The 23,149-nt window shown below is 51.6% G+C and carries 18 protein-coding genes; 4 read left to right on the top strand and 14 right to left on the bottom strand.

Features of this window, described 5'->3' with window-relative positions:
- The first annotated feature begins 51 nt into the window (after nt 1-51).
- On the top strand, nt 52-1,290 hold the full coding sequence (gene chrA / locus GNP95_RS12050; RefSeq protein WP_155611106.1) for a chromate efflux transporter: 1,239 nt from the start codon (nt 52-54) through the stop codon (nt 1,288-1,290).
- On the opposite strand, the gene GNP95_RS12045 is transcribed toward chrA, so the two are convergent.
- The 6 genes from GNP95_RS12045 to GNP95_RS12020 form a co-directional block, all read right to left on the bottom strand.
- Nucleotides 1,287-2,033, bottom strand: a complete 747-nt coding sequence (locus tag GNP95_RS12045; protein WP_155611105.1) for an SDR family NAD(P)-dependent oxidoreductase — start codon at nt 2,031-2,033, stop codon at nt 1,287-1,289. The two genes, chrA and GNP95_RS12045, sit on opposite strands and share 4 nt — an antisense overlap.
- 22 nt (nt 2,034-2,055) lie before the next feature.
- Nucleotides 2,056-2,454: a hypothetical protein gene (locus GNP95_RS12040; protein WP_155611104.1), complete on the bottom strand. Its 399-nt coding sequence runs from the start codon at nt 2,452-2,454 to the stop codon at nt 2,056-2,058.
- Nucleotides 2,451-3,260 carry a DUF817 domain-containing protein gene (locus GNP95_RS12035; RefSeq protein ID WP_155611103.1) on the bottom strand — a complete coding sequence of 270 codons (810 nt, stop codon included), beginning with the start codon at nt 3,258-3,260 and terminating at the stop codon, nt 2,451-2,453. The genes GNP95_RS12040 and GNP95_RS12035 overlap by 4 nt, the downstream gene beginning before the upstream one ends.
- Nucleotides 3,261-3,404: 144 nt before the next feature.
- Nucleotides 3,405-6,395 (bottom strand): glycoside hydrolase family 48 protein, encoded by a 2,991-nt coding sequence (locus tag GNP95_RS12030; protein WP_155611311.1) that lies wholly within the window; start codon nt 6,393-6,395, stop codon nt 3,405-3,407.
- Nucleotides 6,396-6,421: 26 nt separating this feature from the next.
- Nucleotides 6,422-9,154, bottom strand: a complete 2,733-nt coding sequence (locus tag GNP95_RS12025) for a glycoside hydrolase family 9 protein (RefSeq protein ID WP_155611102.1) — start codon at nt 9,152-9,154, stop codon at nt 6,422-6,424.
- Nucleotides 9,155-9,409: 255 nt separating this feature from the next.
- Complete coding sequence (locus GNP95_RS12020; protein ID WP_155611101.1) at nt 9,410-10,294, bottom strand: EamA family transporter; 885 nt, start codon at nt 10,292-10,294, stop codon at nt 9,410-9,412.
- A gap of 197 nt (nt 10,295-10,491) precedes the next feature.
- Between GNP95_RS12020 and mscL the strand changes: the two genes are divergently transcribed.
- Nucleotides 10,492-10,872 carry a large-conductance mechanosensitive channel protein MscL gene (gene mscL, locus GNP95_RS12015; RefSeq protein WP_155611100.1) on the top strand — a complete coding sequence of 127 codons (381 nt, stop codon included), beginning with the start codon at nt 10,492-10,494 and terminating at the stop codon, nt 10,870-10,872.
- Nucleotides 10,873-10,945: 73 nt separating this feature from the next.
- Here the strand turns inward: mscL and GNP95_RS12010 are convergent, their stop codons facing one another.
- Nucleotides 10,946-13,240: a glycoside hydrolase family 3 C-terminal domain-containing protein gene (locus tag GNP95_RS12010; RefSeq protein ID WP_155611099.1), complete on the bottom strand. Its 2,295-nt coding sequence runs from the start codon at nt 13,238-13,240 to the stop codon at nt 10,946-10,948.
- Nucleotides 13,241-13,429: 189 nt separating this feature from the next.
- On the opposite strand from GNP95_RS12010, the gene GNP95_RS12005 reads away from it, so the two are divergent.
- Nucleotides 13,430-14,668 (top strand): helix-turn-helix domain-containing protein, encoded by a 1,239-nt coding sequence (locus GNP95_RS12005; protein ID WP_155611098.1) that lies wholly within the window; start codon nt 13,430-13,432, stop codon nt 14,666-14,668.
- Nucleotides 14,669-14,726: 58 nt separating this feature from the next.
- On the opposite strand, the gene rhaD is transcribed toward GNP95_RS12005, so the two are convergent.
- Nucleotides 14,727-15,584, bottom strand: a complete 858-nt coding sequence (gene rhaD / locus GNP95_RS12000; RefSeq protein ID WP_155611097.1) for a rhamnulose-1-phosphate aldolase — start codon at nt 15,582-15,584, stop codon at nt 14,727-14,729.
- Between the two features lie 331 nt (nt 15,585-15,915).
- On the opposite strand from rhaD, the gene GNP95_RS11995 reads away from it, so the two are divergent.
- Nucleotides 15,916-16,671, top strand: coding sequence for a DeoR/GlpR family DNA-binding transcription regulator (locus GNP95_RS11995; RefSeq protein WP_155611096.1), 756 nt, complete (start codon nt 15,916-15,918; stop codon nt 16,669-16,671).
- 108 nt (nt 16,672-16,779) lie between these two features.
- On the opposite strand, the gene GNP95_RS11990 is transcribed toward GNP95_RS11995, so the two are convergent.
- The 6 genes from GNP95_RS11990 to GNP95_RS11965 form a co-directional block, all read right to left on the bottom strand.
- Entirely contained in the window at nt 16,780-17,769 is a 990-nt protein-coding gene (locus GNP95_RS11990; protein ID WP_155611095.1) for a dihydrodipicolinate synthase family protein, read from the bottom strand.
- 31 nt (nt 17,770-17,800) lie between these two features.
- The gene (locus tag GNP95_RS11985; RefSeq protein WP_155611094.1) at nt 17,801-18,988 is read right to left on the bottom strand and encodes a M20 metallopeptidase family protein; all 1,188 of its coding nucleotides are present in this window, start codon (nt 18,986-18,988) and stop codon (nt 17,801-17,803) included.
- Entirely contained in the window at nt 18,981-20,315 is a 1,335-nt protein-coding gene (locus GNP95_RS11980; protein WP_155611093.1) for a helix-turn-helix domain-containing protein, read from the bottom strand. The genes GNP95_RS11985 and GNP95_RS11980 overlap by 8 nt, the downstream gene beginning before the upstream one ends.
- Nucleotides 20,316-20,360: 45 nt before the next feature.
- Entirely contained in the window at nt 20,361-21,182 is an 822-nt protein-coding gene (locus GNP95_RS11975; RefSeq protein ID WP_196427153.1) for a sugar phosphate isomerase/epimerase family protein, read from the bottom strand.
- A complete protein-coding gene (locus tag GNP95_RS11970) occupies nt 21,169-22,152 on the bottom strand; it encodes a Gfo/Idh/MocA family protein (RefSeq protein ID WP_155611091.1) in 984 nt (327 codons plus the stop codon). Before GNP95_RS11970 ends, GNP95_RS11975 begins: the two co-directional genes overlap by 14 nt.
- Nucleotides 22,153-22,303: 151 nt before the next feature.
- A complete protein-coding gene (locus tag GNP95_RS11965; protein WP_155611090.1) occupies nt 22,304-23,128 on the bottom strand; it encodes a carbohydrate ABC transporter permease in 825 nt (274 codons plus the stop codon).
- Nucleotides 23,129-23,149 lie beyond the last annotated feature (21 nt).

Here is a 23,149-nt window from a genome sequence, read left to right as displayed (position 1 = left end):
AACGGGCCGGTTTCTCTAGGCACCCACACTATGAAAGGAACATGACATGCTATGAATACAAAAAATGCAGCAAAAAAAGAGACTGCCGCCCAGTCTCTGCAACGCATAACCGCGCTTGAAATTTTCCTTGCTTCAGCCAAATTGGGGCTGACCTCCTTTGGCGGTCCTGTTGCGCACCTGGGGTACTTCCATCAGGAATATGTCGTCCGCCGCAAATGGATGGAAGAGAAATCCTACGCTGATTTGGTTGCCTTATGCCAGTTCCTTCCCGGACCGGCCAGCAGCCAAGTCGGGATTGGAGTCGGCCTGCGCTGCGCCGGGTTGATGGGAGCCATAGCAGCCTGGGTTGGATTTACACTGCCATCTATCCTCCTGCTAGGACTGTTCGCTATTGTCGTGCAGCGCATGAATGTCGGCGAAGCGCCTTGGCTGCACGGATTGAAGCTGACCGCCGTAGCCATCGTCGCTCAGGCCGTATGGAGCATGGGGACCAAGCTAGCCGCAACCCGAAAGCAGGCCGGCGTTGCTGTTGGTGCAGCAGTGGCTGTGCTGCTCTGGCCAGGCACGTACAGCCAAGTAGGCGTTATCGCCGCGGCGGCAATACTGGGACTCATCATGTATCGCCATGAAACGGCTGCGGAATCCGTAAAGCCAGCTGCAGCGGCAAGTTCGCGGAATGCTCATAGCTACAGGCAGTCCATCGTCTATCTAGGATTCTATTTCGCATTGCTCCTGCTTCTCCCCTTGTTCAGCCAATGGTCAGATGGCGGATGGCTCTCCCTGGTCGACGGCTTCTACCGGGCCGGTTCCCTCGTCTTTGGCGGAGGACATGTGGTGCTTCCGCTGCTGCAAGAAGAAGTCGTCACACACGGCTGGGTCAGCCAGTCCGATTTCATCGCCGGGTATGGCGCCGCTCAGGCCGTTCCTGGGCCGCTCTTTACCTTCGCCTCCTATTTAGGCGCCATATATGGAGGAGTGCCGGGTCTGGCATTAGCGACAATCGCCATCTTCCTGCCAGCCTTTCTGCTGGTCGCAGGCGCTCTGCCCCTGTGGGATCGGTTGAGCCGGAACATAACTATGCAGAGGGCGCTGCAGGGTATCCATGCAGCAGTGGTAGGAATATTGCTGGCTGCGCTGTACGATCCCATTTGGACCGGCGCTGTTCGCGGCACGGCGGACTTCGTTATCGTGCTTTGCTTGTTCGCGATGCTGGTGTTCTGGAAGCTGCCGCCGTGGTGTGCGGTTATCGCTGGCGCGGCAGCAGGCATGCTTGCGCAATTGTTCGTCTAATCTTCATAAATCATTTTTCGGGTCATTCCGCCGTCGACGACGAGATGGATGCCGGTCACGAAATCATTAGCCGGATCTGTTAAATAGAGACAAGCCCGGGCGATATCCTCGGGTTTGCCTACCCGGCCCGCCGGATGCTGGCTATGATCGGTCGCGCGCAGCTCCTCGTATTTCCCCGTTTCTATCCATCCGGGGCTGATGCAATTCACTCGTATCCCGTCAGGGCCGAGCGACACTGCCATCGCGTGGCTTAGCGATACGATGGCCCCCTTCGAGGCGGCATAAGCCTCTGAGTTCGGTTCAGACATTAATGAGCGGGTCGAGGAAATATTGACGACCGATCCGCCGCCATGCTGTTTCATCAATTTCGCCGCCTCCCGCGTTACGAGAAAACAGCTGCGCACATTTGTATTCAGCACATCATCCCATTCATCCACCGTCAGCTCAAAGGGCGATTTGAACCGGGACACCCCAGCATTGTTAATGACGATATCAATTCTGCCATATGTATGTTCAATCTGCTTCATTATGCCGGATATGTCCCGTTCGCTGCGGACATCACAAGGGATAAATTCCACTTGTCCCCCCTTCTGTTTCATTTCCTCGGCCGACTGCTCCCCAGCCGAGGAGGGCAGATCGGCCAGGATTACGACAGCACCGCAGCGAGCATAAGCTTCGGCAACTCCACGGCCGATTCCCTGCGCAGCACCGGTGACTAATACGACGAGTTTGGCAAATGACATAACTTCCACAGCCTCCTTTAAATTAACGGGTCGTAAAGAAGCTTTTCATCAGCGTTAATCCGCTCATAAGACCAAAGAAGAAAAATTCGCGTTCCCGAACCAAATGAAAATATTCGGCCATCGCGATAATTTTAATATATGAAGAGGCAATTGGATAAATCAAAATCAAAAAGCATGGCAAAAATACACCAAAAAACAGCGGTTTAATCATTTTTCGCCGGGCCGGCCACCCATTAAGCAGACTTAAATACAGGCCAAATGCAAAGGCGTAAATCATGTTGGCCAGCAGCGTATTGTCGGTTTTGTAAAGTATCGTCCGTTGTTGATCCATCATGGCGAAGAAGCTGCCGCTATAGTAAACAAGCAGACAGGCGCCGATCATCCATGCAATATAATAGAAAATCCCCTTCGAGTTATTCATGTCCGACTCTCCCATTTTTCGGAGGACACGCCTTGCGGGGCGTCGATCCTTCCCTTTTTAACATGCTTCAGCTGCGCAACGATGATGATGCTGATCACAACGAGCAGCAGCCATGAGCTGATTTTTCCGATATGAACGAGCTGCCATGCCTCTTCCTGATTCGGATATTTCCAGGCTCCCAGGAAGGTGGTCACATTCTCGGCAATCCAGATAAAGAAACCGATCAGCAGAAATGACAGCAGCAGCGGCATTCGAAAGGTGCGCTCTTCCAGCGTAAAATATACCGTGCAGCGAAAAAATACGGCAACTAGAAGCAGCATGAGTATCCAACGATAGTCGCCGATAAAATGATGCGTGAAAAAATTAAGATAGATTGCCGTGCTGACGGCAACGGCGTAAACCGATTTTGGCCAGCCTGTAATTTGCAGCTGAAGCCGTCTCCAGGCCTGGCATATGTAGCTGGCGACGCTGGCGTACATGAATCCGCTGTATAGCGGGACGCCGAACACCTTGCTCCATGCAGGTTCCGGGTAAGACCACGAGCCCATATGAACTTTGAATATTTCGAGTGCAAGGCCAATGATGTGGAACATGCAAATGACCTTCAGCTCATCCAGCGTTTCCAGCTTACTGACCATCATCCCGATCTGTGCGAGCAAGCAAATCAGCAAAATCCAGTCATATCGCGGAAGAACGGGCAGCTGGATCGCTTTCGTCAGAGCGAGAGCTCCGAAGATTATCAGCGGAAATATGCAGGATAGCGCTTGGAGCCAAGCAAACACGAACAGCTTGCGGATAAACATCATAACGGGACATCAGCCTCCTGTTTCTACAATTGGATTTTATCACAATTCATACCTTGAAGTGACCAACTGTTAAAATTAAAAACAGCAGGAAAGCGCCCAACTTGCCATGGCGGCAAGTTGGGCGCTCTGTTATGCTCTATGCGGTTAAGGCTCAAGTCCCCATACCAGATCTCCGTTCAAATGCAAAGTTGCCTTTTCCCAGCTGGCAAAATTGGTCTTAGTCGCATCATATGAATAGTCATCCGATTCATTATAGTTGGACCAATCTGTCTTGTTAACCCGCACCTGGATTTCGCCGGAATTCGCACCCGGTGCCAAGCTGCCCGCACCAGCACCGAACGAAATTTCCAAGTAATAATCAGCCCCCGGCTTGGCAGATGGCAGCTTGACGAAGTTTCCGCTTACATTGCTGCTGCCGATGGCAGCGTAATCGCAATGGAATTGCTGCTGTTTATCACCGTCGACGGTGAAATAATAGCGAATCTTCACATTGCTTAGCGATACGGCAGTGTCACCAGTATTTACGATGCGGAACTGCGGCCGGAATTGATTGTCTCCTGGATTGGTGTCATTCGTACGGTATTCAAGCTTCAGATTCCCCTGTACCGGAATTGGAGTGGAGGCAGGCTTGGCGCTTGCCTCCGGCGAGTCCGGGCTCTCCCCAACGTTGTTGGATGCGCTGACTACATAGTAATACGTCGTGCCGTTGACAACGTTTGAATCGGTATAGGCAGCTTGCGCCGTAGTGCCTAACGTCGTGTATGGACCGCCGCTCGTCGTTGCCCGCTTCACCGTATAGCTGGTAGCGCCGCTAACGCCGTTCCAGGACAGATTGACCACTGCGTCGCCAGCCACCGCGTTCGGCTTAGATGGAGCTTTTGGTGCTACTGGCTCTACCGGTCCGCCTTGATTGCTATTGATCAGACGATCGTACTCGGCGTACGCCGTGGCCATATCAACTTGAGACCAGAAGCGGTGATAAGTGAATTCAGGGGCCCCGTTCGTCCATTTCTTCGTTTGCGGGTCCCAGGAAGTGTTGTATTTGTTCTCTAAATATTGCCATTGAAGGTCATTTTTAATGGCTGGTCTTACATCCGTATAACTGGCATATACGCCATTGCCTCCCTTGGCTGGATCAGATGGTACCGTAGATGATCCCGGGAGCGTATTGCCTTGTCCGAACAAGCCTGTCCAGCCATTAGGGAAATAAATTTCCTTTGTGAAGAAGCGGTAGTAGTCCTCGCGCGGCTCGACTGTCGTGATGCCGATGCCGTCATTGTATCCCCACGCAGCATCCAGCAGCGCCTTGGCCAACTGTTCAGCCTGGCTGCCCAGCGCAGTGTAGCTGCCGGTTTCCGCTTTCGTTCCGGCCGCAAAGAAGGTCAGCGCTTTGACATAGCTGCCGAGCACTCCCGCATCCTGCCCCGGGTTCTTTGTTACTACACGCAAGTTAGGGTTGCCGTTATGACTGCTGAAGCCGTTCCAAGTCGCCGGCTGGCCGGACCATTCCAGGTTGCTTGGAACCCAGAATTCCCCAGGCGCAGAAACCGTGGCAATTGCCGGGTTATCTCCGCCGAGCACACGATTGCCCTGGCTATCCAGATAATAGCCTTCAGAATCGGTTACCGGACGTTGGTCAGCAAAGACGTAGTCCATGGACCAGTCGATCCATTTCTGTACGACCTGCTTGGCCATTTGGAAGTTCTCCGAGGAGGTATCTCCATTCGATGCCAGAATATAATAAAGCTCAGCGATCCGTTCTACCGGCCATGCCTGCATGCCAAACCAATTATTGGATGGCGGGTCATGATACACAGGCGCATCATCATAAGCCAAGCCGTAGAAAGTGCTCTTGCCGGCAGGATAAGCTTTGTAGGAGCCGTCCCAGCTGTTAGTCGCTCCGCCCGCAATCGCCCCTTCTGCAGATTGCAGCCAAGTGTAGAACTCCAGTTGGCGTTTCAGCGATGTCGTCCAATCTTGTCCTGCCGTTGGGGAATTCGGCACCAGGCCGCCGCTTGGATTGGAAAGCGCGTAAGCCGCTACGACGTTCTGATAACCTTGATGAGCATGGCTCGATCCGATCCGCCAAGCCCAGTTGCCTGTTTGTCCCAGACCGCCGCCCCAGGCTGTATACCAAGCCATGAGATAATGGCTGGCATCCTTGCCGGTACCGGCTGTCGGCGTTCCATTTGAAGCGCTTCCAATCTTCTGGAAGTATTTATCGTACATTCCGTAGCGCAAGTAGTCGCCCATCTTTTTGGCCTTATTCAAATATACGGAGTTGTTATAACCCAGTTCCTTAGCCCAGTACATGGCTTGAATGGCCCGCGCATCCGCATCGGTCGCATTCGTATAACGCCATTGCTCGGCCGGGGCGTTGCTCTCCTTCGTAAACAGAGTCATGAAGCCTTCCCCTGCTTTACCAAACGTTTTATTGTCTTGCGATGGATGTGGTATGGCCTCCCATACCGACTCCTGCTCACCCCGCTGGAACGTGTTTACATAAGTTGCCGTGTGGCTTGGATTGAGCAAATTGCCGAATCCGTACCAATTATCCACATCCAGCAGCCAGTGCATCAAGTACGTCTGGTTATTTCCGTACGTCGCTTTTAGCTCTGCATCCAGCGGGTCTCTTCCTGCCGCATATTGACCGCTAAGCTGGCTCGGATATTGATCCGGCTGCGAATATTCTGCGGCATAAGTTGCCGGGCTATTGGGGTTGTAGTAGCTCATCGTTGGCTGTTCTTCCTTGCCGTCTCCCTCATTTACCGGGATAATATACTTCTCCATATTGTCCCACGCGGCCTCAAGCTTGCTCCAATCCCCGGTGTAATGGCCATAGAGCACCTCGAGCCACAACCAGTAACTATACGCCTCCGACGTCGTCATATGCCCATAGTCCGGCGCCTCGCTCATCAGGGTCTCAATGGAGTGATAAGGAATTCCTTCGGGTGAAAAGTATCCGTTGGCCGGATTTTTAAGTTGCTGATACATTTGCAGGAACCGGGTTTCCTCGGTGGACGATGCCGCGAATGCCTGGCTGGAATGGACGGTAAACACACCCGATACGATCGTAAGCGAAAGTGCCGCACTCATTAAGAGCGATACCGGCTTCTTAAAAGCTGACCATTTCATCATATACATCCTCTCTATTCTTGGTTTTAGGGCTCAATCCCCCATACAAGATTACTGCCTAGATGCAATGTTACTTTGTCCCAATCAGCAAAACCGCTTTGTGTTCCGTTGTACGAATAATCATTAGATTCGTTATAGTTCGACCAGTCAGTCTTATTCACTCTGGTCTGAATCTCACCGCTATCCGCTCCAGGCGCCAAGCTGCCTGCCCCTGGCCCGAACGAGATTTCCAAATAATAATCCGCCCCGGGAACCGCGTTGCCAAGCTTAACGAATTTCCCGGTTACATTCCCGCTGCCCACAGCCGCATAATCGCAATGGAACTCTTGAGCCTTGTCCCCGTCAATCGTGAAATAATAGCGAATCTTTATATCGCTGAGGGCAACAGACGTCGTTCCCGTGTTAACGATGCGAAACTGCGGACGAAACTGATTGTCGCCCGGATTAGTATCATTCGTACGATATTGCAGCTTCAATCCACCTTCAACCGGCGCTGTCCCTTCCCGGGGCTTTGCGCTGACTTGAAGCGAGTTAGGACTATCCCCGGCCGAATTCCTGGCAACAACCACGTAATAATAGGACGTCCCATTGATCACTCCATGATCGCTATAGGTCGTCCCTGTCGTTTCGCCAACCACGGTATAAGGTCCTCCGTCGGCTTGCGCACGCTTTACCACATATTGGCTGGCACCGCCCGATGGATTCCAGGACAGATCAACCTGGCCGTCGCCTGCCGTTGCCTTGACGCCTTTAGGCGCAGCAGGAATCGTCGGCGTTCCCGGATTGCCTCCTCCGGAAGGCAGTTGTCCAAACACATGAACACCGGCATCATAGACCGGAATATTGTTCATCTTTACAGGAGCAGCCGCACTTAGCGCAATGCCCTGGTAAGAAAAATCATTGCTGTTATCCCAGAAATTTGTGTTCAGCGGAGCGGAGATCCGGAATTGTACCTCCTTGCGGTGCGCCGACTGTCCCCCGGGATAAATTGCGGTTCCTGTAAAATCAATGGTCGTATAATAAATATGTTGAGCTGCATCAAACGGCTTCAGCGGCGATACCGTCGCTCCCTGGTTGTACCCGCCGGCAGAAACCGTAATATCCTCGGGGCCGTAACCAGCCGCAATTGCTTCGCTGATATCGATATAGTAATTGAAGGACAGTTTGTCGCTCGAGCGTGCCGGCCAGCCCGAACGGTTATTGAGCAATGCCCTAATCTCCACAAAATTGCTGCCGCTTACGTTTACAGAAGCTTCAACGAACATTTCATCCTCGCGCACTTCCGGTGACGGGAAGTTTGGAAGAGGCTGCTGCCCTTGTCCATGAAGGAGCACCATCTTCGCAAGCGCCCCCGTAAAAGCGGCATTATAATCCGTGGCTACCTCGTTTGACACATAATCTCCGATTGAATCAGTATAGCTATCGTTTTTGGTTGGCCCGCCAACGAGCGCACCGTACAGAATATGCCTGTGATTCGCAGGAGTTTGCTGATTGTCCGCCCAGGAGCCATGCGAGGTTCGATGATGCGGATGCTCCGGCGCATTATTGCCGAAACCGACCACATAACTGCTGTTTCGTGGATTATCTCCCAGCATGTACAAAATTTGGCTCTCGGCAAAAGTGCGCGCACGCGCTTTCTTGACAGGATCGCTCACCCAATCGGAGTAAACGAAAGCAAGGAATGCCTGATTGGCGGCGTAACGAAGAGCTCCCCATTGATCCAGATGAGCAAGTCCTCCTGGTGTGTAAGTGACTCGTTCACCGGTTCCGGACACGCCTGTCGTCCAGAACTCCATGCTCCGTTCCGTAGATTGTACGAACCGTGGATCTCCGGTAATTCGGGCCAGGAGAAGCTGGGCGCCATATTGCTTGTTATCCCAGTTTTGTGTCCACTTATAATCCCAGCCACCGGACTGCAGTGTTCCCCACTGGCTGCTTGCGGCTATAGCCTTGTTAAGATAAGTCTCGTCGTTCGTAGCGAGATAGAGCCACACGCCTCCCCAGCTCAATTCATCGGCATAACCGCTCCAGGACTTGTAGTACTGGGTTGCGTCAGTAATGCTGTCCGAATATGCTCCGCGGTATTGATCCGCGAATTGATACAATTGCTTCGCATGCTTAAGCAGTTCTTCCGAATAGGCGGCGTCCGTATCCTTGAAAATGATCGAGGCGGCAGCCAGCGCTGCGGCTGTCTCCCCGGCAAGATCCGAGCCCGGATGGGCTGCATCAATCTTATAGGCGGGCCGCGCCATAGGCATGACTTCAGCCGGGCCCCACCAGTTATGGTCCGCTGTGCCGTTCCCAACTTGTCCCCATAATTCATTGGGAGCCGTATGAGCTTTCATAAAATAATCCGTCGCCCAGCGGATATTATCCAGGATGTATTCGAGCTGGCCGGACTGCTCATATCCATCGCGGTATTCGTATACGGACCATGCAAGCATTGTTGCGGTGTAAGCCATCGGAAAACCGAATTTGACATGATCGCCTGCGTCGTACCAGCCGCCCGTCAAATCATGACCGACGTCAGCCCCGTCCGTCAGCCCGGAATCGCCGCGCCATTCGACACGATTATTGTCCGGCAATTTGCCAGAACGCTGTGTCTCGTAGAAATAAATCGATTTCTGCAACGCTTCGGCGTAGTTATAATCCGAGGCCGCGGCTTGAGCGCTTGGCACATTTGTTAGCGCCGCACCTCCTGTAAGCGCTAACACTAAAACGAATGAAAATATCCCGCTTCGTTTTACCCATTTTCCCATCACATCATTGCCTCCTTTCTATACGATAATATCCACAAAATTCCCGACAGGCTGCCTCATGCACCACCTTCCTTCGTTAAATTAGGATTGTTGTTAGAAAGTTTCCATTTAATTACAACAATTCCTAGCCATAATATAACATATCAATCTATTAATTACTATAATTTACATATAAATTGTTATTTATTGTTAGCGTTAATGCAAAAAAAAGAGCGATATGTCATAAAGACATACCACTCTTGCTTCAAATTGCCGTTAAAAAACTCGCAAGGCAATCATGCCGACAATGCATATGGACATGCCAATTACTTCAAGCTTTCTAAATTTCTCTTTGACGAAGACGCGAGTATAAAGAAGAATTAATAGCACATTCATGGCGACAACGGCCGACACGAGCCCTGTAATACCATATTTAAAGGCGGTTATGATGAGAATCATTCCGAAAAAGTTCGTGAATCCGATCGCCATGCCGCTAAAGAAAGTTTGTTTTTCATTCCACTTGCCCAGCTGCGCAGAGGATCCATATGTAGCGGAAACCGCTAATTTCCGTTTGCGATTTTTATCGATCAGCCACCAAGCAGCAAAACAGGCCGAACCGACGGAGAACATGTAAAACAATGTGGGAAATAGCGCTGCTTCTAAACGTGTCGACATCTTGCCCGCCATATCATTTAAGCCGAAAAATACCATGGCCAGCAAACCCCATTGTGCGCCCTGCAAATTCCCGATTCGCAGGTCATTCGAATATCTGACGGTTAGAATCCCGGCAACAATGAGAAAGAACGCAAGCATCTGCCCCAGGGAAAGCGTCTCCCCCCACAACAAGTAGGCAAGCGTAACGACAACGACAGGGGGAAGTCCGGTCAGAATCGCAATGATCGAAGGTTTGCCAACTGCGAAGCCTTGGAACATGCAGGCATTTGCTACGAATGAAAACGCCCCCATAAATACACCCGTAAGCGCGCTCAGCGTCCAGTTCTGCCCAAACAGGAAGCTGCCTATTAAACTAGCGAGGGCTCCAGTAAAAAATACGCCGAATAACATCAAATTACGATCCATTCCTTGCTTTGATGACCAATGGTACAAAATACCACGCAGACCAAAACTGATTGCAGCGAGAGAAGCGAATAACAGCCACATATTTTTGTAAACTCCTTCATCCGGTTGAACTTCTTAATTAGAAGCCGCTAATTAAGCATTATACCATCTTCCTGGATATTGGCTATCACCATAGTTACTATTTTTATAGCAGCCTCTATTTAGTTTTTTCTTGTTGCCAAGCAACTTAGGCTCATTTAATCTAATATTATGTTTGAACACCGTCAGGAGGGACATTTATGTGGAAAGAGTTTAAAACATTTGCATTTAAAGGCAATGTGCTAGATTTGGCTATTGCCGTCATCATCGGCGGGGCATTCGGAAAAATCGTCAGCTCCGTCGTCGAGGATCTAATTATGCCGCTTTTGGGTATCTTGTTAGGCGGGCGCGATTTCTCGAACATCGTGATCCAGGTTAATGAAGCAACGATTAAAATCGGATCGTTTATGCAAACCGTCATTGATTTCCTGATCATCGCTTTCTCGATTTTTCTATTCACCAAGTTGCTCAGCAAATTCAAGCGGAAGGATGACCCCAAACCGGACAAACCCGCAGAACCCAGCAAAGAAGAACTGCTGCTCACTGAAATCCGCGATTTGCTGAAGAACAAGCAGCTTTAGGAGAGCGAGTGCAGCTATTCTACATAACAATCCCCGCAGCGGAGCAGTCCTGCAAGCAGCGGGGATTGTCTTGTTACGCCCGGGAAGAAGGGGAACTTTCTGCATTCAGCGTTCCGATCATTTCATCCATCATCTCTTCCGTAAACGTACCTCCGCCAAAGTTAACTAACGCGCGCAGCGGCATATATTTCATCATCGCCGCCAGCATTTCGGCCATATTCCCCTCATCGCCCATCTGCGCAAATGGATGGGTCTCGTTTACTTTATCGAGCAGCTTCTTCGCTGTCGAATAGAGATGCGGATCAGCAAGCAAATCTCCGACCAGCGTATTCCGGTTCACCTTCATTTTAACGGCTGTCCCCGAACGGACGATCAGCGTGTCGCGCAGCACGATTTCACGAGAGGATTTTCCGATTAATATTTCGAATTCGCCTGTTTCCACATGCCAATCCTGTAACTCGACATTATAATAAGCGAAGGAGCGTTTATTGAGAGTAAAAATAACCCTCTTCTCCTCTCCTGGCTTCAGGCTGATCTTCTCAAAACCTTTCAGTTCCTTCTCCGGTCTCGTTACACTGCTCTGAACATCTCTCACATAGAGCTGGACAATCTCTTTACCGGCAGTTCTTCCTGTGTTTTTGACGAATACGCTGATTTCCACAGTGTCTGAATCCGCAATTTCCTTCGAGCTTATGGACATATCCCGGTAACTGAATTCGGTATAACTCAATCCATGGCCAAACGGAAACAGCGGCTCGACTTCCTTGGTATCGTAATAACGGTAGCCGACGAAAATTCCTTCTTTATACTCCACCTTGTCCCCGTCACCCGGAAAATTCAAATACGACGGATTATCACTGAGCTTCATCGGAAACGTCTCGGCAAGCTTGCCGGAAGGATTTGCATCGCCGAACAGCAGCGAAGCAATAGCACCGCCGAGAGCCTGCCCGCCTAAATAACCTTCCAGCACCGCTTTTACCTTAGGCAGCCAAGGCATTTCGATCGGCGCCCCGTTGCTGAGCACCGCGACAAGGTTCGGCTGAACGGAAGCCACCGCTTCGATCAAAGCAATTTGATTTTGCGGGATGCTCAGATGCTCACGGTCATAGCCTTCCGATTCATATCGGTCAGGCAAGCCGATAAACAAGACAGCAACATCTGCATTCTGTGCTGTTTCTTTCGCCTTGGCCATCGACTCAGCGTCGATTTCATCATGCTCCAGTGGGTAGCCCTCGGCAAAGAACACCTCCGCACCGCCCGCCGCCTGAACGATCTCCTCGAACACATTATCCAGCTTCGTCGGCAATATATGCGAGCTGCCTCCGCCCTGGTATCTAGGCTTTGCCGCCAATGTACCGATCACAGCGATTTTCCCTTGCTTCGCAAGCGGCAGCAGCCGGTCCTCATTTTTTAACAGCACCATGCTCTCCATGGCTACTTCTTTGGCCAGCTGGTGATGCACCTCCTGATCATAAACGGCATTCTCCCGCTTCTCATCGACCGCCTTAAAAATAATGTTCAGCAGTCTTTCCACAGCCTGATCCAGCTTCGCTTCTGCAAGCGTTCCGTTTTGGACGGCCGCGATAATTTTTTGCTCCCCAAGACCACTGCTCGAAGGCATTTCCAGCTCCAATCCCGCTTCAAGCGCTTTTACGCGCTCATTGACCGCGCCCCAGTCAGAAACGACAAAGCCTTCAAAGCCCCATTCGTCCCTTAAAACACTGGTAAGCAGCTCTTCGTGCTCAGAGGCGAATTCACCATTTACTCTGTTATAGGCGCACATCACCGTCCACGGCTGGGCATCCCGAACCGCATGCTCGAAGCTGGCCAGATAGATTTCACGCAGCGTCCTTTCGTCGACGACGGCATCGGTCGACATCCGGCGATGCTCCTGGTTGTTGGCGGCGAAATGCTTTAACGATGTGCCTACGCCTTGGCTCTGCACGCCGCGAATATGGCTTGCGGCCATTTGTGAGGAGAGGTAAGGATCTTCGGAGAAATATTCGAAATTTCTGCCGCACAGCGGCGAACGCTTGATATTGGCTCCCGGCCCGAGCAGCACCGCTACATTCTCGGCCTGGCACTCCTGGCCTAGCGCTTCACCAACCTGCCTGATCAGCTCCCTGTTCCATGTACTGGCCAAGCCGACAGCCGACGGGAAACAGGTGGCCGGCACGCTTTCGTTGAGCCCTAAATGATCGGCGTCCGCCGCCTGCTTGCGCAGACCGTGTGGTCCGTCCGTCACCATAATAGATGGAATGCCCAGACGCTCGATTCCTTTCAAATGCCAAAAATCCAGCCCTGAACATAACCCTGCTTTCTCCTCCAACGTCATTTGGGCAATTAATGATTTCATGTCTCTTTTCATAAGCTCCTCCAGTTCCAAGCATAAAGTAATCGCTTTCAATAATGTTATATTCATTATAAGAAGAGAATTTGATTATTTATGGCGTTGATTTAAGCTTTTTGGTATTTTTTTAAGGTTATTTTCCTGGAAAGATCGTGCGATTCGCTGAAGTATGTTATGTTCAAATTATGAACCTAAAGGAGATTTGTCATGACCCTGCCATCCGATCATTCCTTGCCATATATTTGCAAGCTCATGTGGCACTCTTTTAAAATACCGGTCTTTTATTTAAATGAGCATAAAAAGATCGAAATCGAATTTCCCATTAATTTCGCAATGAACCCGCACTTCTCGTCCAAAAACAGCTGGTTGTCCCAGATTTGCGCACCGCATGCCGGGCATATGCCCATTCTTTATAGAACGGATGATTCGGAAACCTTTATCTCCGTTCCTGTTCAAACGGACGGTGAATTTAATGGAACCATCCTGCTTGGACCGGCAGCAGAAATGAAACTGACCGATACGGAAATACAAGCTTTCGTGCAGAAGACAGGCACCGATCACAACCTGTACGGGGAACTGGCTGCCTACTATCGCTCCCTCCCCGTGCTTTCGATCACGGACTGCGTGTATGCCGCCATGCATCTACACTATATGCTGTATCAAGAATTGCTTGACCCTGCCGATGTCTATACGCAGAACCGTTCGGTAACGAGCTTGTCCAAAGAGATCGAGGATCCGGTCCTCACGATCTCCGAACGCCGCCAGAATACGGCCATGCACCATGATGCCTTGTTTGAGCAAAAATCGATGCAAGCGATTAAGCAAGGCAATAAAGATGAGGTTATCCGCAACTGGAGGCAGCTCCCCCATTACGGCGAAGTCGGACTGCTCTCCAAAACAAGCGAGCTCAGAAGCCGGAAAAATCTCGCGATCACCGTCATCACCCTGGCAACCCGGGCCGCCGTGGAAGGCGGGCTGCAATATGAGACCGCCCTGACGATCAGTGACCTGTACATTCAAAATGTCGAAGAATTAAACGATGTTAAGGCGGTCGACCATTTCATTGAGGAAGTGCTGTCCGATTATGCGGAACGCGTGCATCAAACGAAACGGAACCAGTACTCCAAGCCGATCAATACTTGCTTGGATTATATTTTCAAGCATCTGTACGACCATATCAGCTTGAATGATTTAGCCCAGAAAGCGGCGCTTCATCCCAATTATTTATCCGCGTTGTTCAAGCGCGAGGTCGGCTATTCCCTGCGGGAATATATTCAGCGGATCAAAATAGAAGAGGCCCAATCCTTATTGCTGCTTACGGATCAGACCATTTCGGAAATATCGGCATTGCTGAATTATCACGACCAAAGCTACTTCTCGAAAATGTTCAAGAAATTCACCGGGGTTACCCCCATCGAATACAGAAACAAAAGAAGCGTCCTGTGAACGCTTCCTGGATGACGCCCGCACGAACATATATCGCAAGCGTTTATGATAGTGTCCGCTAAAGCGGTGACTTGGTGTTCAGAATGCCTTCACGCGGCGTTACGCCAAATGCCTGGGCCAGCTCGGCCAGCTCCCCGTCGGTGATCCGCTGCCTGATCGGCTGGTTGACAATGAGCATGTAGATTTGCGCCGCCTTCTCAATCGTTTCAATGAGCCCGAAGGCCTCGTCAATGGAGCTGCCCGTGCCGAAGATGCCATGGTGGGGCCATACCACGGCGCGGTGGTCCTTCATTTTCTCCGCCGTGGCTCTGCCGATCTCGCTGGAACCCGGCACCATCCACGGGATTACGGCAATGCCATCCGGGAAAACGACGATGCATTCCGTGCACATTTCCCAGAGCGTCTTCGTCAATTTATTTTCGTCCAAATCATGAATAAAAGTCATAGCAATGACGTTCGTCGCATGGTTGTGAATGACGACGCGGTGGTTCGGGTCAACCTTCAAGCGTTCGATATGACTCATGAAATGGGACGGCAGTTCACTCGTCGGTACCGCGCCGTCCTTCAAGCCCCACAGCAGCTCCAAATGCTCTCCGTTCTTCGAGACGCGCAGTATGCCTAGATTCGCTTCCGGGTCGGCAACGACGTTCTTGAAATACTTGCCCGAGCCGGTGACGATAAAATAGCGGCCTGCCAGTTCGTGCACGGGAAAAGCAGGCTTAATCGTTCGGATCACATGGTTAATGTCCAGATACTGCGACACTTCGGCTTCGTCCAGAATGCAGCTAATATTCCCGCCGTTCCGCTCATCCCAGCCAAACCTCCACATATGCTGCGTAATTTGCGCCATTTCCTTCACAAATGGAATCTCCAGCTTACGCGTACAGGATAATGGATGCTGCTTAAAAGTTGTCATCACGGTTTCTCCCTTTCTCTTGGCTTAAATGTTGTGCTTTAGCGTTGAAGCAGGGATTTCCTGTTCGTATATACTGCACCGAATGGGATAGGTTTGAATTCCGGCTCCAGCATGACCCCTCACTTCATCGTCACCAGGAAAATCCTAAATTTCTTTGTTCTACTTACATCGTACCTGTGGTCATCTGTTAAGTCAACACAATCAAACATAATTAAATGTTGATTTATCTGTTTTTATTTATTTTTGTTAACATTTTTGTAACAAATCTATACTTTTCTGTATTTTCAACATATAATGAGGAGCTAATAAAGGTACGGAGAAAGGAGTTTCTATGCTAGCAGCTGAACGGCGCCAAATGATGATCAGCATGGTGCATGCGGACAAACGCGTTCTCGTCTCGGAGCTCAGCGACAAATTCAACGTCACGGAGGAAACGATCCGCCGTGATCTGGAGAAGCTGGAGAAGGAAGGCATCGTCACTCGAACCTATGGCGGTGCAATATTAAACAGCCATACCAATGAAGACCTGCCCTTTACGACCCGAAATGCCACAAATTCAGAAATCAAGCAGCAAATCGCGTCTAAAGCATTGGACCTGATTCATGACGGGGATACCCTGATGATGGATCCCAGCTCTACCTCGTATGAACTGATGAAGCTTCTGCATCAGCGCAAAAATTTAACGGTCATCACAAGCTCGATTCATATTTTGCATGAATTTCTAAACAGCGGGATTCAAATCATTTCCACCGGGGGAACATTGCGTCCAAGGTCGATGTCCCTCGTCGGCACAAATGCAGAGGAGATCGTAAAGAAATACAACGTGGATAAAGTGGTCATGAGCTGCAAAGCGCTATTCCTCGGCAAGGGAGTCATGGACTCCAACGAGCCGGAATGCGAGCTGAAGAAGGCCATGCTGCGCCAAGCCAGCAAAGTGCTGCTGCTTGCGGACCATTCGAAATTCAATAAGACGGCGTTTGTCAAGCTCATGGAATTCGATGAAATCGACACGCTCATCACCGACCGGGAACCCGAGCCGGCGTGGATGGACATGTTGAAGGAGAAGGAAATTGAAGTCGTTTTCTGACGCTTCGCTTACGGACAATCTCTGTTCGGAATATGATACGCAAAAAGGCTCTCCAGCCGGTTAGATGGCCATATGGAGAGCCTTTTTCTTGTTGAATTCATTCTCAGATTAATACAACCGGTACTTATCGATCCCATGGCGAATCGAAGCCAGCTCTTGTTCTGTCATTTCGTATCCTGCCACATCATGGGCCGCTTCCTGCGGAATAACGCCGGCAAAGACAAGGCAATGCAGCATTCTCAAAATGTACTTATCCATCGGCTCTGTGAAGGTCATCTCGGCGAATCCGTCCACACGCTCCGATAAGTCGAGGAACCTGGCGTAATCCTGTACGCGGTATGCCTTAATCAGATCCGCCTGAATATTCGGATAAGCAGCTCCAAGGCCAACGAGCGCGCTCCGTGCTCCGCGCATCAGGGCATAACCGAACATCCTGTCTTCTCCCGTGATATGCATATGGCCTGGAAACTCTTCGGCAAGGATCCGGGCGATGTTCTGCATCGTCATGATGCTGTCCAGCGTCGCGATTTTGATGCCGATCACATGGGGCAGGGACAGCAGCTTGCGCAGCAAATCCTGGGAATACGACCATCCACCGGCTCCCTCATACAAATAAAAGATGACTAGCGGAATGCCGAGACAAGCCAAATCGCGGTGATATTCACCCGCTGCCTCTTCCCGCTCATGAGCTGGCAGCTCGCGGAGAAGCACGGGCGGAAATACTAGCAGGGCATCCGCTCCACCAGCGATCGCTTCCTCGGCCATCTTTTTACTGTCCATCCGCCAACGCTCAATTCGGTCTGCCATGCTTAAAGCAGGATCAGGCAGCGCTCCTGCCCCGGCAATGACGATTCGAGAGGGGCCTAGGACCGACCGCCACAACCGTAAAATATCACGCCGCTGCCCTGGCTGCAAATGCAGTCCCCGCCCGGTATGCGCCCATACCGCTACGCCGGCGATTTTCTGGCGAGCTAAATAAGAAGCGTATGCGGCCTGAGCCTCGTCGTGAATCCTCCCGTCCGCATAACGCGGAACCGGGACGGCAGGGATCAGCCCTCCCTGCAGGGATTGCTTGACTCGTTCCGCATGCTCCAACATGATTATACTCCCCCTTTCTAGCAAAGATGTATTAGTTCTTATCCCGTAAATAGTTGCATACAAACTGCGCTAGATATGCTGCGCCATAGATCAGTGACTGCTCATCGACGGCAAGCTCCGGATGATGCAGCGGGAACCTGCCTTTGCCTGCCCCGCCTGTGCCGATCAGCAGGAACGCGCCAGGGATGTGCTCCATGTAATACGCCATGTCTTCGCTGGTCATTTGCGCATACGCAAGACGATGTATTGCTTCCTGACCGTACAGTTCGCGAAGCGCCTCTTCGGCGAAGCTGATCCAACGGCCATCATTTACGGTGGGCGGATATCCGAACTCATAGCGAACGTCAGCCCGGGCATTCATCCCCGCCGCAACCGCCTGAGCAAGTTCCGTTACGCGGATTCGCATCCTTTCGCGGGCAGCCGAATTCACCGCACGAACTGTGCCGCGAATCTCCACCTCATCCGCAATAATGTTGGGGATGCTGCCTCCGTGAATTGAACCCATGCTCAGAACAACGGCGTCCGCCGGATCGCTCTCGCGGCTAATCAGCACCTGCAGCGCCGTGAGCACGTGAGCTGCGGCGATGATTGCGTCGACGCCCTGATGCGGCGCCGCCCCATGCCCGGAACGGCCATGGATCGTAATATCGACATGATCCATGCTGGCCATGATTGTCCCCGCCTTTAAGCCGAAGCATCCTGTCGGCAGGTCCGGCCACAAGTGCAAGCCGATGATGCCGTCCACGCGCGGAGAGTCCAGGACCCCAGCATCGATCATGTGCCGGGCTCCGCCCAGCATTTCCTCCGCCGGCTGAAAAATGAACTTGACCGTCCCGATCAGCTCACGCTTTAGTCCGGTCAGCATCCGGGCCGCGCCTAGCGCCATGGCCATGTGACCGTCATGGCCGCAGGCGTGCATCGCACCCTCATGCCGCGATGCATAAGGCAGCCCTGTCCGCTCCTGCAAGGGCAGGGCGTCCATATCCGCCCGTACTGCGATGCATGGCCCGGGGCGGCCCGTTTCAAGCAGCGCCACGACCCCGGTACCGGCAACGCCGCGCTGCACCTTAAGCCCAAGCCGCTCAAGATGCTCCGCCACGTACGCCGAAGTAATGAACTCCTGGAAGCCCAGCTCGGGGTATTGATGCAAATGGCGGCGAACGTCTACAATTTCCTGTTCCAGAGATAAGGCGACTTGCAATAGGTTCATTTTACTCATAGTCGACTCCTTCTAGGTTCAAAGAATAAATTTGCCGCGGTCTGCCCCGTCCGGCAGGCTGCTCTTCCCCTACGATGCTCGCAATTTCATATTTCTCCAAGGCCGCCATGATCCGCCGCGCGCTGCGAAGCGTAATACCAAATCCCTCCGCGAGCTGGGCGGCGGTAATCCTCGACGTACCGAGCCTCCGGCATAGAGAAATGAGCTTATTGATCGTACCAACGCTAAGCCCTACCTTCTTCGCTAACGAAATCAGCTCGGGATTCTCGCTCCGCGCGGAATATTCCAGCTTCAGCTCCGAGCCCATCGGGCCGTAAACCATTCCGTCCTGCATAATCAGGAAACAGTTGCCTCCGCCGCCTGTCTTGGCCTTGAGCAGCGCTTCGCGTGCTTTGCCTTCCGCTTCGTTGGCTGTACGGCCAATGCCAATGCCAATACTGGCATTCCATTGCAGCCGCTCCATAACTTCCAGCAGCAGCGGAGCGTCCTGGAATTTACGCGTCACCTGCTCGATAATTCCTCGTGTGGTAATAAACGACACTTCATCCGAATCGCTCCATTTGATCAGGGACTGGGTTTCTTCCCCGAAATCAATGAGAATTTGCTGCAGGATAATTTTTTTGCGCTGGATGTCGTATTCGGAGGCTGCCTCTTTGGCAACCTGCTCAAAGTTATCGATGTTCATAATGCCAACAGCGATTTGCGTGCTGCTGTAACGAAGGCTCTTCCCCTCCAGCAGAGCGCAATTCAAGGCGTCCCGAATCGCAGATTGCGTCGGTACGACCCGGAATGCAGGGACGCCGAGCTCGACCAGACGATGATAAACCGAGGTTACGCAGGTTACCGTGACCGTAACTTTCCCGGCTCTCCACAAATCATAATGAAAAGCGACGAATTCCTCATGGCCCATACCCGATGCATAGGTTTTGATAAAAATATCATGAATCGGCAGCCCAATTTCCCGGAGCGGCTCCTCCACCTCATTTCGCTGCAGCACATCCACACTGATTGGCAGCCGCTCATCGAAAGACAGAACATGCTGGCGGTAGCAATCAAACAGCACCTTATACAATGCCGTTCCCGAATAAAACACGTGAACCATAGGTTTACCGGGCGATGCCGCCAAAGCAATCTGATAAGGGATCGGACCCGTAAAAAGCAATATATCCGCCTGATCCCGAATTTTCCCGATTATCTCAAGCGTCTCCCGTTCATGGCGGTAAGGCGCGGGGAGCATGGACAGCTCGGAAAAGAAAGATCCAATATGGAGCACCGCATCGACTAGGTCATGCGGACCGATGACTGCAACCTTCATGTTCATCGACATGTTCGCCACCCCCGAAATAGGATCATACGCCTTAATTCAGGACTGCTAATGCATATATTCGGTTAACTCCGCCAGCGACTGCTTCGTCAATTCCAAAGCCTGGCTGCCAAAATACTCGAAAGAGATGAAGCCTTGATACCCCAAGGCAATCAGCCTGCCCAGAATCGCCGCATGATTCGCATCCCCCTGCAGAACAGGTACGGCTATGCTTTTGCTCCAATCCTCATGGTTCCAGTGATAATCTTTAAAATGCACATGGCTGACCAGCGGATAGAAATGCTCCAGCACAGGGAGCGGATCAAGCCGGTCCACGCAGAGATTGAAACCGTCATAGATAAGTTCAATTTCATATTCATGGGGTTCCAGCAGCCTGTTCAAGCCGTCGGTCGTGTCGGCCAGTGTATTATTGTGAATTTCGACCGCGAGGGAAACACCTTGCACACTGCAAATTTGACGCGCCTCCTGCAAACCTTGTGCGGCCATGCGCCAGTGATCGTGTGCCGCCTTTCCAGAGGATACATGTCCCGCAAATACACGAATCCGTGGACAGTGGAGCGCTCTGGCCCATTCCGCCGAATACTGAAGACTTGCCAGCTCGGCTTGATATGCTTCCCTCCCCTTCGTAAAATAGCTGTATTCACTGATACAGGGGACTTGCAGCTGGGTTGAATCCAGCAAAACCCGCAGCTGGCCTAGCGTACCGCCCCGATTCAGGTAGTCTTCGATATGTCCGCGCCAGATTTCCACGCCTTGCAGCCCTATGCCTCTGGCTTTGACAGCGATCTGTTCGATCGTCATCGTTTTTAATCCGGTCGTGCAGATGCTGAACCGAATGGAGCTCTGTTTATCGCCGTCACTCTGTATCAAGGGTTTGTTCCACTCCTGTCTCATCCGAGCGGTACACCGCTTCCAAGGCTGCGATGACCGATCTGGCGTATTCTCCCGTGCTGCCCGGCTCTGCATCCTGCCTGATCGCCTGCAGCAAATCTTCGAATTGCAATACGAACGGGTCAGTGCTGCATGGAGGCTTAACCTCCTCATACCGACCGTCCCGGCTCACCCACAACCCCTTGGCAGAAACGAGCCTGATCATCCCTTGTGTGAAAATCAGCTCCGTCTCATCTCTGGCTACGCCAGCGTAACCGGATTGTACGATCACGGCAGATACTCCGTTTGATGTTTCTAGAAAAATACAGCCGCTTCCCTCCACATTGCCCCTCGCTCCTTCGTAAGACAAAGCCGCCTTCACCGTCTTAATCCGGCTTCCTGTCAGCCACTGGATCTTGTCGATGGAATGAGCGCCCAGATTCATGAGAATCCCGCCGCCTGCTTTGTCTTTATCCAGAAACCAAGCTGGGCGGTGCTCACTGAAATAATACAAATGGCGGGTATCTTGAATTGCGAGAAGCTTGCCAAGCTCACCGCTCTCAATAAACGCCTTGGCCAGCAGGTTGGCCGGCCAGTAATGCTGCGTATGACCGACCATGAGCTTGACGCCCGAAGCCCTTGCCGCTCCCAGGATTGCATCGCATTGCTTCACATTAAGGGCCATCGGCTTCTCCAGAAGCAGATGACAGCCCTGGGCCGCGCACCATATTGCACATTCCTCATGCAAAAAATGAGGCAGTGCAATAATGGCAATGTCCGGCTTTTCTTTACGAATCATCTCTTTATAATCGCTGTAATAAGCAATGCCATATTCACCGCTGACCGTTCTGCCTCGCTCCTCGTCGATGTCAGCGACAGCTGCCGCGCTCAGTTCATTCATTTGCCGGATCGCGTTTAAGTGGTTGCGCGAGATGATGCCAGCTCCGATGAGAACGACCCGATAGGGCATGCGATTCCCTCCTTTCTTGAGGTTTGCAAGAAGAGTTTACCTTTGGCGCAAACTTTACCGGTTATTTAATACCGGACGAATTTGTTCTTGGCGCAAATTCGTCCGGTCATTTTATGCCGGAAGAATTTGTTCTTGGCGCAAATTCTTCCGGTCACTTTATGCCGGAAGAATTTGTGCCTTGCACAAAGTATTTCTCCGCAAACAAAAACACCAGCAATATCGGAATCAAGCTCATCAACGCCGCGGCAACCATATACTGCTCATTGCCCGACCACTGCCCGGCCATGGAGAGGATACCGATCGGCAGCGTGAAGTTCTCCTTCGACGTCAGGAAGATCGCCGGCGACAGTATCTCGTTCCACTTCGTCATAAACGTAAAGACAGCTAAGGTGGCGAAGGTCGGCTTGCACATAGGCAAGAATATTTTCCAATAGATCTGAAACGGGTTGCACCCGTCGAGCTTGGCAGACTCCTCGTAATCCTTTGGAATCATGAGAAACGCCTGCCGCATCAGAAATATGCCGAACGGCTGGGCCAGCCACTCGATAATCCACAGCGGCGTTAGCGTATCGAGCATATACAGCGATTTAAAAATAACGAATTGCGGAATGATCAGCACAACCGGCGGAATCATCATTGTGCCGAGCACGATCATGAACAGCGTATTTTTGAAGGGAAATCGCAGTCTCGCAAACGCAAAAGCGACCATGGAGCAGGAGATCAGGGCTCCGCACACGGACAGCACTGTCACGACGACGCTATTGATGGTGTATTGCTCGAATGCACCCAGCTTCCACACCTCGGAGTAATTGCTCCATTGGATTGGGCTTGGAAACCATTTAGGCGGGAAGGCGGTATACTGGGCATAGGTTTTCAAGGAATTGAACAGCGTTGTCAGAAACGGCAGAATCATAATAAGCGAACTAAAAATAATTACGGCATAACCGACGCCTTTGCGAAATCTATTCAGCTTCATACCAGACCTCCTTTCGACATG

Origin of the sequence: Paenibacillus woosongensis (genome assembly GCF_009725165.1) — a bacterium.
Classification (GTDB): domain Bacteria; phylum Bacillota; class Bacilli; order Paenibacillales; family Paenibacillaceae; genus Fontibacillus; species Fontibacillus woosongensis.
The sequence above is the reverse complement of the archived record's forward strand: the minus strand, read 5'-3'. Positions and strand labels throughout refer to the sequence as shown.